Here is a 16,933-nt window from a genome sequence, read left to right as displayed (position 1 = left end):
CATAGATCGGAGACGATGATCATGACGGCAAAGAAGAAGACATTGGAAGAAATGCTGCAATCAACAGAATCAATGACCGATCGAGAACTGCAGCAGTTGATTACCAAAGCTATCAAAGAAAAAGGCACCCGTGAACCTTATAAAAAGCAGTTGTCTATAATCAACAATATCAACATTGAGGAACATTTAAAACAGATGGATATGGGTCATTCATGTCCAAAATGCGGTTCTACTTTGATCGTGTCTGATGGTCGAAGAGAAAATGGTGTCCAACGTTTAAGATGTCAAGACTGTGGGCATCGCTTCACATATTTCACTGGAACTATCCTGGAAAAGACGAAATACAGCTGGGATGCATGGATTGAAGTCATTCATCTGATGTTTCACAATGCATCTGTACAAATGATCAAGGAAAACCTTGAAGCCGATTATCTGCTCTTTGGGATCACAAAACAGACGATTCTCAACTGGCAGAACAAGACCATTGAAGCATGTCGTGCATTAGGCAAGCCAACACTATCTGGTGTCGTAGAATGCGATGAAACAGTATTTCATGAAGCTCAGAAGGGATCAAGAGAGTTAAAAGATCCGATCCATCCAAAAGAAACACGTAAACCAAGAAAACGTAAAACAGCCAGCAAGCTTGGATCTCTTGGACCAGAATGGAACAATGTAATGTGTGCAGTAGATCACAGTGGTCATGTGGTTGCAAAATATGTTGGAGTGGGAGCTGCTAAAGCGACAGATTTTAATGCATACATCGCCCCTCATCTTTCCGGCGTATCATATCTCTGTTCTGATGCAAATGGACTTTATGACAAGTGGTGCAAGCGAAACAATATTCTCCATTATGTCAGACCTTCCAATTATGTTGATGTGCTGGCAGAATGTAAAGGAGACGAGCCAACCATCGAAAAATACTACAATGAGCAGCGACTGGACTACATCCTGATCAATGGATCTTTCACAATGGGATACAAGCAGTTCAGTAAGATCAAGAAAGAAAACAGCCTGTCGTTGGCTCGTGTCAATCAATTCCACGATATGATAAAGGCTGATATTCGTACAGGAAAACGGAATGTATCATCCAAAAATCTGGACGGATGGATCGCATGGGAATGTATGAGAGCCAACTGGAGAGCAGATCATGGTACTTTGCCATCCACAAGAGAAGACGCCGAACAGATCTTCATGAAAATATTAGAAACAAAGAAGAATATTTATGTTAAAGATCTACAAAGCAGAGAATACGATTTCTCTCATACTTCCGCCCAATATGTCGCTAATCTGGAGCGAAAAACAGAACAAGCGAGAAGAAAGAAAAAGAGCTACAAATACTACCTTACTTCAGAAGCATTCAATGAAAACTTCAATACTAGAGAATTCTTGCAGAATCTTCCTTGCAGCCAGCTAAAAGAACTTGCCAGAAAATGTGGTATGCATAAATTCTATGGAGCCAAAAAAGGACAGACATGGCATTTGATGAAAGAGATCGAGAAGCAACCAGATCTACAGGACGCCATTGCCTCTCTGGTTGCTGATTGGAATGTTACACAAGATGAAGATTCCCAATAGAATATCATAAAAAAAGAGAGGATTAGTCAATTGACCAATACATCCTCTCTATTTCTTTACATTTATCAAGTGCTTCTTCCATCAGTTCGATCAAAGCATGTTCTTTCTTTTTCTCATACGGATATTTACCTATGTAATGATATACACCATACAACAGACTTGCTTCTTCAAATACTGTTTCTTTGAATGTATCATTTAAACTGTCATTCTCCTCGAAGGCATTTTCAAAACGGGTAAAATCTTCCAGCATTCGTTCATATTTTGTCTGCTCCTGCTCATTAAAATGGCCTTCTTTGATACATGTCTGCATGAATTGAAACAGTTCTGTACGAAGACGATACCATTCTATTGCGGCAATGTTTTTCTGTATATACTTCTTCAATGGAATTTCACTTTTATCATACATGATACCTGAATTGTAGCATATCCAATACCACAATCGAAAAAAATCGATTTTTTCTTTAATCTTCACGGAAAATTCACTTTTCTTGTTTATAGTAAAAATGGAGATGCTGAATTGGCATAAAAAACTCTCACAACATATTAAACGGCATCTCCGTCTTTTATCTATTTTTTCGTTTTTAAGTAGATCCATTGCAAAATAGCCCAGTTACAGTGTCATAGACGTTCGTTTTCTTTTCCATGATAAATTTATACAAGAAAACTATTTTGGCCGTCTATAGGCCTGTTTGAACGTTTTTTATTAAAAGCCAAACAAAAAGCTGATAATGTCACTCATCAGCTTTTCCTTGTTTATTGAAATCGTAGAATGATTCTTTTCCGATGGAATTCATGATTGCATTGTACAGTTCTTTATTTTCGAATAGTTTCTTGAATGCATTCATTGACTGAACATAGCACTCCTGTGCAATCTTGCTGAAAATCTCAGGGAAGATAGACTGCACATAGACCTGTTTGTCGTTATTTTGAGCAAATGTCTTTAGCTGATCCTCTTCCTGCACCTTTCGAATCAGTGTTGTGGCAATTACTTTATCTTGCTCTGTGAAGATTCCATTATAATGTTCATTAATATTATCGAGGATCTGATTCAGCTCTTCGTCATTTTCATCACGAGGCTTGACTTCCACTTTCTTTGGATTCTTCAATTCGCTTTCATCTGAACTTTCTTCAAGTTCAATTTCACCATCATATGTCTGTTTAAGTTTGAAATAGTCAAGTTTCAGCTTGTCTTCAATATTTTCCATATCTGGATCATGGATAGATGGAAGCAACTTGTCCAGATACTGACAGAAGATATATTCCTCTTCGAGTTCACGATCAAACATCTTTGTCACGGTCGTAATGTAGCTGTACCATTTGCAGTAATTTCGAACCGTCTTCTTGAAGATGAAACGATCATCATCCGCAAGCTTCTGATATCCATTGATGACAGGCAACAAGATACTGGTAATTTTACCAAGATCTGTATCAGACTGCTGCTTCTTGTAGATATCAATAAATGCCTGTACATCCGTATCATCATAGAGTCTGAAGTTTCTCAGCTTTGTCTGGGTGTCATAGATCAAATTGACATCGACAGCCTTATCAAGTGTTGTCTCTTCATAATATGGCTGAAAAGCTGCTTGAATATCTTCTTTCGTATTAGCAAAATCAATGATCAACGTGTCATTTTTGCCTGGATATGTTCGATTTAAGCGGGATAATGTTTGGACTGCTTTGACCCCTTTGAGCTTTTTATCAACGAACATCGTATGAAGCAATGGCTCATCAAATCCAGTCTGATACTTTTCAGCAACAACAAGCATCTGATACTCATCACCAGCAAATTCTTCTGGCAGCTGATTTTCTTTGATATGAGTGCCGTCTGAACGTATATTCATACCTGGTTCTGTATATTCAACACCATCAGCTTCAACAGATCCTGAGAATGCTACAAGAATATCTACATCTTTGTATCCTTTTTCATTAATGTATTTCTTGATCTCTTGATAGTATCTGATTGCATGAAGTCTTGATGCAGTGACTACCATTGCTTTCGCACGGCCATGAATCTTATGAGCTGTGATAGATCGATATGTTTCGACAATGATAGGAACTTTCTGGCTCAATACATATGGATGCAACGATTCATACCGTTTGATCACTTTGACGGCCTTTGATACAGGAACTTCCGGATTCTCTGGTGTTTCATTGACCAGCTTATAGCAGTCTTGATACGTCATATAATGATCCAGAACATTTAGAATGAACCCTTCTTCAATTGCCTGTTTCATACTGTACACATGGAATGGTCTGAAATGTCCTTCTGGATCTTTCGTTCCGAATGTCTCAAGTGTCTGAGGCTTTGGTGTGGCCGTGAAGGCAAAGAAGCTTAGATTCTTATGCTTTCCATGGGCAAGCATCTGTTCTACGATGATATCCTCTTCATCTTTCACTTCTGCTTCTGTTTTTGCTTCCATCTCAGCAAATTCTTTTAGTGAAGCTTCTTTATCAGCAAGTGCAGCTCTCAACTTCTTTGCAGAATTACCAGTCTGTGATGAATGAGCTTCATCAACGATGACGGCAAAATTCTTGCCTTCTGTTCCTTCAATCTGATCAAAGATGACAGGGAATTTTTGAAGAGTAGTGATGATGATCTTTGCACCGCTGTTGATGGCATCACGAAGATCCTTGGATGTTTTGTTTCTATCAATCTTGACGACTGTGCCACGGACATGATCAAACTGGTAGATCGTATCCTGCAATTGTGAATCAAGTACACGGCGATCTGTTACAACGATTACAGAACGAAATATTGATTCATTATATCTGTCAAACAAGTTTGACAGTCCATAAGCAAGCCATGCAATACTGTTGCTCTTTCCAGAACCAGCAGAGTGTTGAATCAGATAATTCTTTCCGGCTCCATTTTTCTTTGCATCATCAAGCATCTTCGTAACTGAATCCAGTTGATGATACCGTGGGAAGATCATACGTTCTCTAGTATGCTTGTTACCATTCTTATCAAGTGTTTCCTTGAATTCATGCAGCATGAACTTTTGGATGATCGTCATGAGTGTATCTTTTTGAAGGACATGCTCCCACAAGTAAGCAGTAGCATAACCGTTTGGATTCTCTGGATTTCCAGCTCCACCAACATTTCCAGCACCATTTGATCCTTGATTGAAAGGAAGAAAATAAGTAGCATCGCCTTTGAGTTCTGTTGTCATCTCTACTTCATAAAGATCAACGGCAAAGTATATCAAAAAACGGGAATCACGATGAAAACATAATTCTCTTGGATTTCTGTCTTCTTTCCATTGTCTCATTGCATTAGCAACACTTTGACCAGTAAGCTGGTCTTTCAATTCAAGTGCAACGATAGGAATACCATTCAGTAAAAGAACGATATCAATGGAATTTTCATTTTCAGTCGAATAGTTGAACTGTCTTGTTACTTCAAGAATATTGGCATCATAATCAGCCATGACTTTATCAGAAAGTGTGCTGTTTGGCTTAAACGCACATACTTTAAACTGTACACCTCTATCCTTGAAACCATGTCTCAACACATAGAGAAGACCATTTGCTTCCACCGAATCCTGAAAACGTCTGTATAATTTATTTTCGGAACTATCACCATATATCTTTGTGTATCGTATCCACTGTTTAGGCTGAGTCTTTCGGATAAAGGTGATCAGCTTAGGCATATCAATAGCTCTTTCACGGTCATACGTCTTCAGATCGCCTTTTTCATAGCCTGATTTAAGAAGAGAAGACTCGATATCTTCCTCAAAGCGTTTTTCTTTATTATTCATTTACTTCACTTCTTTCTTGCCTGTTACGTATTCATAGATGAGGGATTTTTTGTAGTTTTCAATTTCTTTTAATAGATTATTTTTATTCTCAATTAATGAATCAATATATATACATTTTTTATCAAGGAAGTCGGCGATCTTCTGCTGCTCGGGAAGAGGTGGGATAAGATATTCCAGGTTTGCAAGTTTATTCCATCTTAAATCGCATGAGCGCTCTCTAATACCTGTTGCGGTTGCCAAAAAAACATTTTTAAAGGCCATACTTCGTAAATAATACATTAAGTATTTTTTATTTTGATTAGAATCTAAAACATTAATTATTGGTGACATTTTCCCGATAGAATCGCTTATTCCAATAGCGCCTGCAAAACCATCCATCCCATGAACAACCAAATCGCCTGGTTTAACTCCTTGATATCCGATTTCTTTAACAGCATTGGTAAATCCTTCAGTACGACGATTTTCTCTAAGCGTAACCTGTCCATCTCTAAAACAGGTTACAACGCCTGAATTTTCTTCAACACATCTATTCAAAAGATTTAAAATATATTTTCCTTTTCTAATCGACCAATTAACAGGTATTTTTCCTGCCCACTCAATACCACTATCTTTCATCTCCGCATTCAAATCCAGTCCTTTTGTCACTGCTTCAGTAATAATCGCCTGTTTGTATTTCTTATACAGCTCAATCGTTTCCTTTGTCTTTTCAATAGCATTGTCGATTTCCTTTACCTTTTCATCGAGGTAGTCGGCGATCTTCTGCTGTTCGGAAAGAGGGGGGACAATGGTTTTTATAGACATAAAGTTATCAGTATCTATCGTTTTTCGCAACGATTTAGAATACATTACATAGTTTCTATTAATAAATATTGCCTGAAAATAATAATCAATATATTTAGGATAAAGCAAAGATTGGTTAATACTAAATACTTTATAAGCTGGCGATATCATTCCATCATAGTTACTTACGCCTGAAAAAACAGCAGAAACATCCAAATCAAATAAACACATAACCAATTGCTTTTTGTGCACTTGCTGATATGTTGAAAAAGATTCAGGTTGTTTGCCACCCTCGTCATTTATATTTTTTGTAACAATCCCCTTTTTAGTTAATGAAAGAAGCTGTGTTTTAGTCCATTCATTACCAACTATTTTCTTTTCAAAAGAGAATAAATGTGAGTTTGAGCTAATTTGCCATTCTTTGGGAATTCGTTTAACCCATTCAATGCCACTGTCCTTCATTTCTCTTGCCATTTAATTCACCTCGCCAAAAAGCTTATTCAGCGATTCCATGATATCCTTTTCAGCTGCTTTGATTTCCTTTGCGATATCTTCCGTGCTTTCAGGCTCAACGAACTTGTAGAAAACGCGTGTAAATGGAATCTCATAGCCAATAACTGACTTCTTCTCATCAATCCAGGCATCAGGGTTATAAGGCTTTACTTCGCGATTGAAATATTCATGAATGTCTTCACTTAGCGGTACATTTTCATAGTCACGTTTCTTTGAATCCGCTTTTGGATTTCCTTTTCTATCTGTGATGATATTTCCATCTTCATCTTTTTGTGGTGATTCAACGGTGATTCTTTGATAGCCAAAATATTCATTGTCAAAGATCTTTGATTCACAATGAAGTCCATTTTCATCATATTCGGCATTTTTAAAATCACCATACATCTTTGTGATAATGTTTCTTACTTCTTCTGTCAGATCATACCGTTTATTGCCAATGTTTTTTCTTCTTGATACTTTCATACCAGATGCATCAATCAGTTGCACTTTTCCTTGTCTCCATTCTGGTTTGTTCTTTGACATTACCCAGAGATACGTAGTGATCCCTGTATTATAGAATACTGATTCAGGAAGTTGGACGATTGCTTCCAGCCAGTCATTTTCAATAATATATCGTCTGATTTCAGATTCACCAGAGCCGGCAGAACCAGTGAATAATGATGATCCATTATGAACGATGACCATACGGCCGTCATCTTTTAGTTTAGAAAGCCCATTTAAATCAAACAGCATTTGACCATCAGAAACACGAGGCAATCCTACTGTGAACCTTCCATTTGCTTGTTTTGATTCTTTCTTCACGGCTTGTTGTTCAATTTTGTAGTTGACTCCGAAAGGTGGATTACTTAAACAATAATCAAACTTGAAATCTTTGAATTTATCATCAGAAAGAGTATCACCTAGACGCATATTATTGGCATCTGCACCACGAATCAAGCTGTCTGCTTTTGCAATGGAAAATGTGAAGGGATTGATTTCCTGACCAAACAGTTTTACCTGTGCATTCTTATCCAGAGCCTTCAGACGCTCTTCGCAGCATGTCAACATTTGTGATGTTCCCATGGTCTGATCGTATACAGTCTTGACTACACCATTCTCTCTAAGTGTTTCAGCATCTTCTGCAACTAAAAGGTCGCACATCAAATACACGATATCTCTTGATGTAAAATGTGCTCCTGCTTCTTCATTGGTTGATTCAGAGAACTGTCTGACTAGATCCTCAAAGACATATCCCATGTCCGCTGTTGTTACTTTATCAGCTCCTAGATAAGCTTCTGGTTTGTTGAATTCTTTGATGATCTCATACAAAGCACCATGTTCAGCCAATGTCGTGATCTCATTGTCGAATTTGAAGTTCTCAAGGATATCCTGCACATTATCAGAAAAACCATTCAAGTAATCTTTGAAGTTTTGCTCGATATGATCGGCATCATCCAGAAGATTATTGAAATCAAACTGGCTGATATTATAAAAGTCATATCCTGATGCTGTCTTCAGAAAACCATCATATACTTCAAAGTTCTTTACGTTTTCATACGTATCAAGAACCTTCTGCTTTGTTGGTGCCAATACATCATTGAATCGTTTGATGACGGTCAAAGGCAATATTACGTTGCCGTATTCATGTCTCTTGTATATATCTCTGATAAGATCAGCAATATTCCAGAACATATTGGAAAGTCTGCTGATATTTGTTGTAGTCTGTTGGTTTAAATTCTTTGGGTTGTAATCCATAAATCAAATCTCCTTTGTATTATTACTATTACTTCATTACTTTTCTTTTGCGGGCAACTCGCTTTGCTTGTAATCATCTTCATTTTTTACAGGTGCTTCCATGATCCACCTGGTAATAATCGAACTCATGCTCTGATGTTGCTCAAAAGCATATTGTTTCAGTCGATGATACACTTCTTCGTCCACTTTGAAGGAAAGCATTTTCTTCTTTGTCATAATATGCACCTCATTCTGTCTACCTCTGCTTTCTCATATTCTAAATTATATAAATCATATATACATATTATATACCATATACATAAAAAATTCATTTATTTACACGATAAATAAGATAGATAATTCAACAATTCAGTAGATGACTCTCTCATATATTGACAGATATAAAAAGAAAAACAAAAAAGATCTGGCCATATCTCTATGACCAGACCACTTTGTTGTATATGCTCAACAATTAAGAAAATTATTTTAGCGATACTAATAAAGTAATACTTTAGCCTTATTTATTTGTTTAATGTTAAAGTAAATCAGAAAATCCGTCCATCACCCGTTGTTTAGACTATAGCTTTCTTTTCTTATTTTTGAATATTGATTTACTGCACGATTAGGTCCCGCAATTTGTAATCCATCTTTTGTCTTCCAATAACGAATTCCAAGAATCGAGTATTTCAATTTAACATATTCCGTATCATTTTTCGAATCATGAATGTCTTTTGGTTTAATGTTTAGATTATTCACTACTGGCTTATATTGTCCATAAAATTCTTTTGGGGTGCATGGACGATTAATAACAAGACCTACAAAGGCTAGAGATTCTAAATATTCCCAGAAATTATTCATATGTGTTTTCAGGAACTTTCTAACGGATGCTTCTAATCGTTTTCGATCTTCAATAACAATCAAGTTATCCAAACAATAGTCAATCATTTGATCAGGAACAATATCTTTAAACAAGCGTGCATTGAGGGCATTATTATATTTATTTTTTAAATTAAATTGCTCTTCAATCATTTTTTTATTCGCTAACATATCCCCATAAATCTCATTATAACTGAAATTATAAATATGCTTTAATTCTAGTTTTTGATTCACTATACTACCAATATTAAACTTTTGTGGCATTTGTGTACATGTATCGTAGATAATATCATTTCGAAATGCTCGGAAGCGGAAATAATATGTTTTAATATCCCCCTTTTCATCAATTAAATCTGATTCTTTGTAGTAGTCTCGAACCAGTTTAATATATTTTTCTTTATTAATATTACCATCTGGATCAATGATCACTTTTGGAATATGAATCGCAACATGTTTTGCTTTGCCTTTTTTATCTTTCAGCTTATAAAAATCAACCGCAGCACATTCGATGCTACTAAAAACATGTTTATCATTGTTTATTCCTAATAGTTCTAATACTCCTTTCTCTTTTTTATCTGATTGTGGATAAATCGTTGCATTAAAGAATGCACCTTTGAAATTTTTCTCCGCTTTTAATGAATATAGAGGTACACATGATTTTATCTGTGCTATCAAAGAGTCTTTATCATTAACATATTCATTATATGTATTCTCATACATTACACGTACCCAATGATTGGTTGTCATTATTTCATCTCGATCTCGTTTAGACATCTGAGCCATGAATTTTTGATAGGCTTTAAAATTAGGACGTCTGTCATAATTCGGATAGTAATTGGACAATACATGATCTGCAATGGCTAGCATGGCAGCATCATGCGCATGATGCTGATCACCCAAACTACGTGTTTTGTTCATATTGAAAGCGCGACGATATACTTTCGTATATTTTGACTGCAAAGCAACAATATGGGTCTTAAATTCATTGACTTGATTATAGGCACGAAGGATACTCATAAATTCTTTAATTATATAGCGTGTATCCACCAAATTACGATTGATAAATCCTTCTAAACTATCCGTATCTGCTAATAAACAACGTTCTCGTTTTAATTCATTAATCAGTTTCAACTCATATAGCTCTTTAATACGTTGTTCATATTCTTTAGAAGTTACAATATGACCAGACTCATCTCTACATTCGCCGGATTCAATATATTGTAAAGGCAAACGATTCGACTTTTTAGCATTATGTTCATGTGTAATCAACATTAAATTGCCCATTGAATTGTCACCAAACCCACGAGGTAATACGTGATCAATTTCATAGTTTTCTAAACGATTAATATCTATTGGATCTCCTGATAATAAATCTCGACCGTTTTGTCGAATATACAATTCCACTTTCTGTCTATTTTTCGATAAATAAGACTCAATTGTGTCCCATTCTGATAATTGTTTATTTGGATGTAATCTATGTTTTTTTATCTTCATGGATTTGTTTCATCAAATCATCATACAATTTTTTCATCTGATCATGATGGTTAGTTGTCATCTTACCTTTATTTTCATTATCAAAATCTCTAGCCGTTTCAATAACCACACGATCTGGAACACCATAAATGTCAAGAATTCCACTATAGACTTTTAGACACTCATTTAGAGAACGAATAACTGGACGTGCAACAGGAATCACTGGTTTTCCATCTTCCATCAACAAATCAATACCTAATCGGTTATCCTTTTGTAATTTCTTTATATACTTATTAGATAAGAAATTTCTTGGTTTTCCATTAATATCTGTAGCATTTGTGATAATGGTCATTTGTTCATTTTTGACATCTTTTTTATTATCGCTAAACAATTTTTCCAACAATGTATTACCATTAACATCCATCACTTCTTTAAAAATAAATTGTTTTGAGAATGAATAAAATCCTTTCGATTGCAAACGAGCTAATTTTGAAGCTAAATCTTTATTTTCATATAACTTTTCAAAATATTCACGCTTTGTCAATTCTTCATCATATAAATTGATATATAAAATAATTTGTTCTATTTCATCAATTTTGCTACTATTTTCAAAAATTTCCATTACTGAATCCAGTTTTAATTTAGGAATTAATTTAACAATGGATTGGTATAAAGTAATCGAATTATTAAATCTTTTTATATTCGATGGCATATTTGTGCCAAAAGCATCTAAATCTAATGCGCCACAAACATCTTTAAATGTAACTTGTTTTTTTACTAAGAACAATTTGTCAAATAAAACTACTTTATCCTTTTGCGTCAAATAATATGTATCCCCATTTTTATCTGAAGCCATAAGATTATTCATTTCATTGGCAATACTGAAAACCTCCGCCAATAATGAACCCTTTGGTAAAGCATATTCATCAGGAAGATACGTACAACGAGAGATCATACGTTGTTTCCATGCTGTAATTGTATCCTCTAAATCAACAGCTTGCTTTTCAGAATATTGATAACTGTATTTGAATTTTCCTGTTTTCTTGATCCAAGCGTTTTTACCATCTTCTGATAATGGTCCAACATAATATGGAATTCGAGCTTTAATTATATCCAAGCAAATATCAATAAATGAATTAGAAATCTTTGGATTGTATTTTTGTTGCTGCTGTAGAATGGCACGTGCTTCTTTCACATACAATCCGTTTGGATAATTATTTGTCAAATTTTTGACGACTTTCAAAGATTTACATCCTTGTTTTTTCTTTTTGTCTGACAGATTCATCCGTCCTTGAATGTCATCTTTAACTTTTTTATATTCTTCAGGATCTGATGTTTCCAAAGCATAGATATCTTTCATCTTATCTAGTTTTTCGACTGCAATTTCACATAAATAATTATGACTTTTTAAGGTTTGCGCTATTCGAATCAAATCATGCAATTCGATAAGACCTTGTTCAAGATCACTCAGATCATCGCGTTTTAATAAATCATTGATATTTACAGTTTTCTCTAAATCTAAATTCTCATCTAAAACTTGCAATTTTGCTTTATACTCATTTAATAAATTGCAAACTTCTTTTAATGCAGAATCATCACGTTCCGTCTTGCCATAATTACCATGAGTTATATAGCGCTTAATCTCCGATTGGCCAATCTTTCTTTGTTCAAACAACTTCTTTAGTACTGTCTCATCAAAACCCTGTTGATCATCAAAATCTACATAGGAATCAATTAATTCATGAAATTTTTCGACAAATAGAGGAAAAGTAATTGATTCTTTTTCAAAATTAACCGTTTCCATTAAAAAATGACCTCTTGTCTTGCAAATATTATAAAGACAAAGAATCAGTTCACGTGTTGATACTTCTTCGCTCAACGCTCTTTTTCGTAAATGATAAACGGTATCGTCTTTTGGTCGATGAAAAGTATCAGAGTTTACAGTATATGATAGATAATCTGGTTGAGATATTTCTTCCTTTGACACAATATGAAAATCGCAAAAAGCATCTAATAACTGTCTTTCACGCCATTTTCTGCGTCGCTGATTTCGTCTTGCACCACGAGCTAATCGCGACTCCTGTGCCGGTGTAGCCTGGTTAAAGATACGTACTCCCATATCAATCAAGTGGTTTTGTTCTTGATTAATTAATGCCCATCCTACTGAACCCACTCCAATATCAAGGCCTAAAGTTATTTCTCCCATTTTTTCTCTCCTTTTTAGTTTATATTATTTAAATTATATCAATTGATAACAATATTTAAATACCAATGATTTTCAAGAATAAGTCATATTTTAGTTTTTTATATAATACCATACAATATATCCGTTTTTTAAGACACATAAATATTATTGACATGTTTTTTTACGAAAAAAATAGCCGACATTAATCATGCCGACTATACCTTCCATCTACCTAATCTTCCAACTTGTATAAAATTCCTTGTCTTAATTACATGGATATTCTAGTAAAAAATAGAGCTTATAACCTTTTTCCTATTTTTTTTAGCAATTTTATCACCAATCATGTCATGAATAAATAAATTCTTTCTATTTTAAAAGTCATTATTTTTTTCCTAATGTATTACTGTTTTTTGCAGCTGCTTTTGCTGACATCGTATTCGTTGCTTGCGACAACGAACTTGTAGGTGCTACAGGACTAAACAATACTTTACCTGTACCACGATATACATTAACGAACCCTTCACCACTAGCTGCTGAACCTATCAATGTTTTTGTGGTTCTTTCGACAGTAAAATCCAAATCACTCGACCAACACATTGCTAAGTTTCCATCAATTTTTAATTCTTCATTATTTAATTCAGCAACCACTAATTCAATATAAGGTACATTGCTTTCTAAAGCCGCTACACCATTTCCAACCAAACTCAAGTTAAAGAAACCTTCGCCGCCAAGTGCTGTAGAAGATAAATTCTTACGACGATCTAGTTTTTGTGATATTGTTGCAGAACAAGCATAGAAAAGTCCATCTTCAATTGTCATTCCTTTTCTTCCCCAAGAACCTACATCCATCAAGATAATGTATTTATATGTTGGTTCTAATGCCAATAAACCCGTACCAGAATATACCGGCTTAATAGCACTTTCCTTTGTGACGGCCCCTTTAAACATTTTACCCACAAAATCACCGACACCTTTTACTCCAGTACCAACATGAATATCACCAGCCATCCATTGCATGGCCCCTGACTGAATAATAACAGGATTTTTTTCATCTAGCTCAATTAGAACTTGACGGCGATGTACATTCATTTTGCTCATAAAGTAAGACGTTTGCGCTGTATACATAGAAACACTCGCATCTTGTATATACTCTAATACGCTAAAGTTTTCTTTTCTTTCTGTAATCTTTCGAATTTCATTTTCTAAATTTTTAATTTTCATTTTTTCTCTCCTTTTTAGTTTATATTATTTAAATTATATCAATTTATAACAATATTTAAATGCCAATGATTTTCAAGAATAAGTCATATTTTAGTTTTTTGTATATTACCATACAATATATCCGTTTTTTAAGACACATAAATTTTTTTATTGACATGATTTTTTTATGAAAAAATAGCCGACATCAAAAAATGTCGGCTACACCCTCCATACAAGTAATGCCCCAACTTGTATACTATCCCTTTCCCTTATCACGATTATAGTATACATTTTTATATGGGTAAATAATTGGACTTTAATCAATATTTAAGTTTGGATATGCTTTTTTTAATTGTTTTTGTGCATTTGAAATAGAAGAACCGCCACTAGTCATGAACAAATGGATCGTTTTTCCTTCTAAATCATTATGGTCAATAAAGCTATAAATAATATTCGGTGCACGATACCACCAAATTGGGAAACCTAGATAAATTTCATCATATGCATCTAAATCTACCTTTTCTTCTTTTAATTCAGGACGAATCTGTTCATCTTTTCCCTCTTGGGTTGAACGGGCTTTCGCATTCATCCAATCCAGATCTTCCTTCGTATATTTTACTTTTGGCTCGATTTCATAAAGATCAGCCCCTTTTTCTTGTGCCAAGTGCTCTGCTTTCTGTTTGGTTGTGCCAGTTGCACTAAAATAAGCAACTAACGTTTTCATTTAAAGTCCTCCTTTTCTGGAATCGTATCCAGATTCATTTCTTTAGCCTTGCTTGTATTTTGTACAGCCTTTTCCGAACCCAATTCTATGGCCGTTCGATAATACCAATCCTTATAATCCAACTCTTTCATGTAATAATTCAATCGATCAATTTGGTCTTGCACATATTCTCGTTGTGCCTTGATCAATTCATATCGGGCACTCAATGATTCATCACCCATTTGGCTCAATAGTGCATATTCCTTGATGCGTCGAATGGGCATACCTGTATTTTTCAAACAATTTAACACCCGTAACCAACCAAAATCTTTTTCTTCAAAAATACGCTTTCCATTGACCCGTTTCACATTGGGCAATAATCCTTCTTTTTCATAATACCGAAGTGTAGAAGGGGCTACTCCCATCATGGAAGCCACTTCTGAAATACTATATGTCTTAGCCATGATTCCTCCTTGTTTGTATCATAAAACTTAAAGTATGGTTTAAGTCAATAAAAAAATGAAGTCATCCAGACCTCATTTTTTCATTCGTTCTTTGATTCGTTCCCAGAGTCTCTGCTTGACAATAGGACCTGAATTCGCAATCGCAGTCACTGGTAATTCGACCGCTGTCTTCTTTGTCACAGGATCGGTTCTTAAAAAAGCCATCAATAAATTGTGAAAATCCATTAAATTTCCTTTTTTCACTTCTTCAAAATTCACATTGCCATTGATGGAAAAGGCATCAAACATTTGATCTACAAATGTCTTACGATCGGCTTGATTGACATTTTTCATCCATTCATTGATTGATGTTGAAATCCATACACTTTGTGGATCTTCCTCTTTGGCTTCAATCAACCCCTTATGATCCACTTGCCAACTGGATAAACTATGCTGCATCGTACCCTGTGCATTGCTTTTGACAATATGGACATTGGAAAAATGCGGTTCAAAAATATTTCCCACGATACAGTATTGGGGAATCACCCGCATGGTGATCGCATCGATACGCGCAGTCAATTCTGGATCCATCACATCTTTACATAGTCCAGGTCCATCCAAATCATAGATAGCTTGAATATGTGCCAAATTTTCTTCCATCAATTGCGATGTACTATAGATAGCTAAATGTCCCCCTTTGGAATGGCCTGCCACATAATACCGTTTATGCGGTTGGATCTCACTTTCCAAATAAGCTAAAGATGCCGTTTGACTAAATGTTTTGGTAAAAGACATCATAAAATCTTCACGCCAACCAACGATGGAATCATCCGTTCCTTTAAACAGGATCAGATCGTGATCCTCATCGATTTGTAAGGTCATCGCCCCAAATTGAATATGTTCCTTTTCATCAAACGTATCCACATTGTTTTTGACCCATATTTGGCCATAACGATCCGATCGTGCAACCATTTTTATAAAGTCATCATGATCTTGTCCATCTGGTACCATCTGCATCGAATACGAAGATTGTTTCTCAATCAAATCACGAATCTTCATAGGCTCTTGTTGCCAGACATCTTTCATATCCAAATACGCAAATTGGGCCAAAATAATACTATCCATCACATCAAAGACATGTTCATCAAAGGAAACAAATGCCATCCACTCGACATACTTCGTTAAACTCAACATAGATATCAACTAGGATTCATTGACCAACTTTCCCGTCATATGATCGATTTGAATTTCCCAACACAAGACACGCGAACCCGCATTTTTGATTTCCTTTTCGATATAGTCTTGATCATCGGTAAATTTTAAACACAATTGCCGACAAATTTCCATGGCACGATCCTGATCTTTCACTTCATGAATGGTTCCAAATACAATGACACTCTGAATATTCAAAGCCCATTCCCCCGCTTTGCGATAGCCTTGATCATATACACAATACGACACTTTATTATTCTTTCTTATAGCATCGATCTTGTGCCCCTCTTTGGCACCATGGAAACAAATCGTTCCCGTTTTTTCATCATACCAATGATCCAATGGAACCCCATACGGATATCCATCCTCCCCCATGATTGATAAAACTCCACGGGGTTGTTCCTTCAAGACGCGGATACATTCTTCTTGGGAAATTTCTTGTTTGAAACGACGCATTTTTCGAAACATAAACATCCTCCTAACAAAAAAGACACAAATCATT

At 35.2% G+C, this 16,933-nt stretch carries 13 protein-coding genes; 1 reads left to right on the top strand and 12 read right to left on the bottom strand.

Translation table 11 applies throughout. The features are described 5' to 3' along the window. Positions 1–21: 21 nt before the first annotated feature. A complete protein-coding gene (locus EDX97_RS01790) occupies positions 22–1,575 on the top strand; it encodes an IS1/IS1595 family N-terminal zinc-binding domain-containing protein (RefSeq protein ID WP_128519477.1) in 1,554 nt (517 codons plus the stop codon). 22 nt (positions 1,576–1,597) lie between these two features. Here the strand turns inward: EDX97_RS01790 and EDX97_RS01785 are convergent, their stop codons facing one another. The 12 genes from EDX97_RS01785 to EDX97_RS01730 all read right to left on the bottom strand — a co-directional run bounded on the left by EDX97_RS01785 (position 1,598) and on the right by EDX97_RS01730 (position 16,899). Then, a complete protein-coding gene (locus EDX97_RS01785) occupies positions 1,598–1,981 on the bottom strand; it encodes a hypothetical protein (protein WP_128519476.1) in 384 nt (127 codons plus the stop codon). A gap of 325 nt (positions 1,982–2,306) precedes the next feature. Continuing rightward, on the bottom strand, positions 2,307–5,333 hold the full coding sequence (locus EDX97_RS01780; RefSeq protein ID WP_128519475.1) for a type I restriction endonuclease subunit R: 3,027 nt from the start codon (positions 5,331–5,333) through the stop codon (positions 2,307–2,309). After that, positions 5,334–6,587 carry a restriction endonuclease subunit S gene (locus tag EDX97_RS01775; protein WP_128519474.1) on the bottom strand — a complete coding sequence of 418 codons (1,254 nt, stop codon included), beginning with the start codon at positions 6,585–6,587 and terminating at the stop codon, positions 5,334–5,336. Next, positions 6,588–8,360 carry a type I restriction-modification system subunit M gene (locus EDX97_RS01770; protein WP_128519473.1) on the bottom strand — a complete coding sequence of 591 codons (1,773 nt, stop codon included), beginning with the start codon at positions 8,358–8,360 and terminating at the stop codon, positions 6,588–6,590. Between the two features lie 36 nt (positions 8,361–8,396). Continuing rightward, positions 8,397–8,576: a hypothetical protein gene (locus EDX97_RS01765; RefSeq protein WP_128519472.1), complete on the bottom strand. Its 180-nt coding sequence runs from the start codon at positions 8,574–8,576 to the stop codon at positions 8,397–8,399. A gap of 324 nt (positions 8,577–8,900) precedes the next feature. Then, the gene (cas9, locus tag EDX97_RS01760; protein ID WP_128519471.1) at positions 8,901–10,709 is read right to left on the bottom strand and encodes a type II CRISPR RNA-guided endonuclease Cas9; all 1,809 of its coding nucleotides are present in this window, start codon (positions 10,707–10,709) and stop codon (positions 8,901–8,903) included. Continuing rightward, entirely contained in the window at positions 10,690–12,894 is a 2,205-nt protein-coding gene (gene cas9, locus EDX97_RS01755; protein ID WP_128519470.1) for a type II CRISPR RNA-guided endonuclease Cas9, read from the bottom strand. The genes cas9 (EDX97_RS01760) and cas9 (EDX97_RS01755) overlap by 20 nt, the downstream gene beginning before the upstream one ends. A 360-nt stretch (positions 12,895–13,254) precedes the next feature. Next, positions 13,255–14,094: an AIM24 family protein gene (locus EDX97_RS01750; RefSeq protein ID WP_128519469.1), complete on the bottom strand. Its 840-nt coding sequence runs from the start codon at positions 14,092–14,094 to the stop codon at positions 13,255–13,257. Between the two features lie 295 nt (positions 14,095–14,389). Then, positions 14,390–14,797: a flavodoxin gene (locus EDX97_RS01745; RefSeq protein ID WP_128519468.1), complete on the bottom strand. Its 408-nt coding sequence runs from the start codon at positions 14,795–14,797 to the stop codon at positions 14,390–14,392. Further along, on the bottom strand, positions 14,794–15,240 hold the full coding sequence (locus EDX97_RS01740) for a MerR family transcriptional regulator (RefSeq protein WP_128519467.1): 447 nt from the start codon (positions 15,238–15,240) through the stop codon (positions 14,794–14,796). Before EDX97_RS01740 ends, EDX97_RS01745 begins: the two co-directional genes overlap by 4 nt. 72 nt (positions 15,241–15,312) lie before the next feature. Beyond that, positions 15,313–16,383, bottom strand: coding sequence for an Mbeg1-like protein (locus EDX97_RS01735; protein WP_221175863.1), 1,071 nt, complete (start codon positions 16,381–16,383; stop codon positions 15,313–15,315). 39 nt (positions 16,384–16,422) lie between these two features. Further along, complete coding sequence (locus EDX97_RS01730; RefSeq protein ID WP_128519465.1) at positions 16,423–16,899, bottom strand: pyridoxamine 5'-phosphate oxidase family protein; 477 nt, start codon at positions 16,897–16,899, stop codon at positions 16,423–16,425. Positions 16,900–16,933 lie beyond the last annotated feature (34 nt).

This window comes from Absicoccus porci (assembly GCF_003725415.1).
Taxonomy (GTDB): domain Bacteria; phylum Bacillota_I; class Bacilli_A; order Erysipelotrichales; family Erysipelotrichaceae; genus Absicoccus; species Absicoccus porci.
This window is presented reverse-complemented; position numbering and strand designations above follow the sequence as displayed.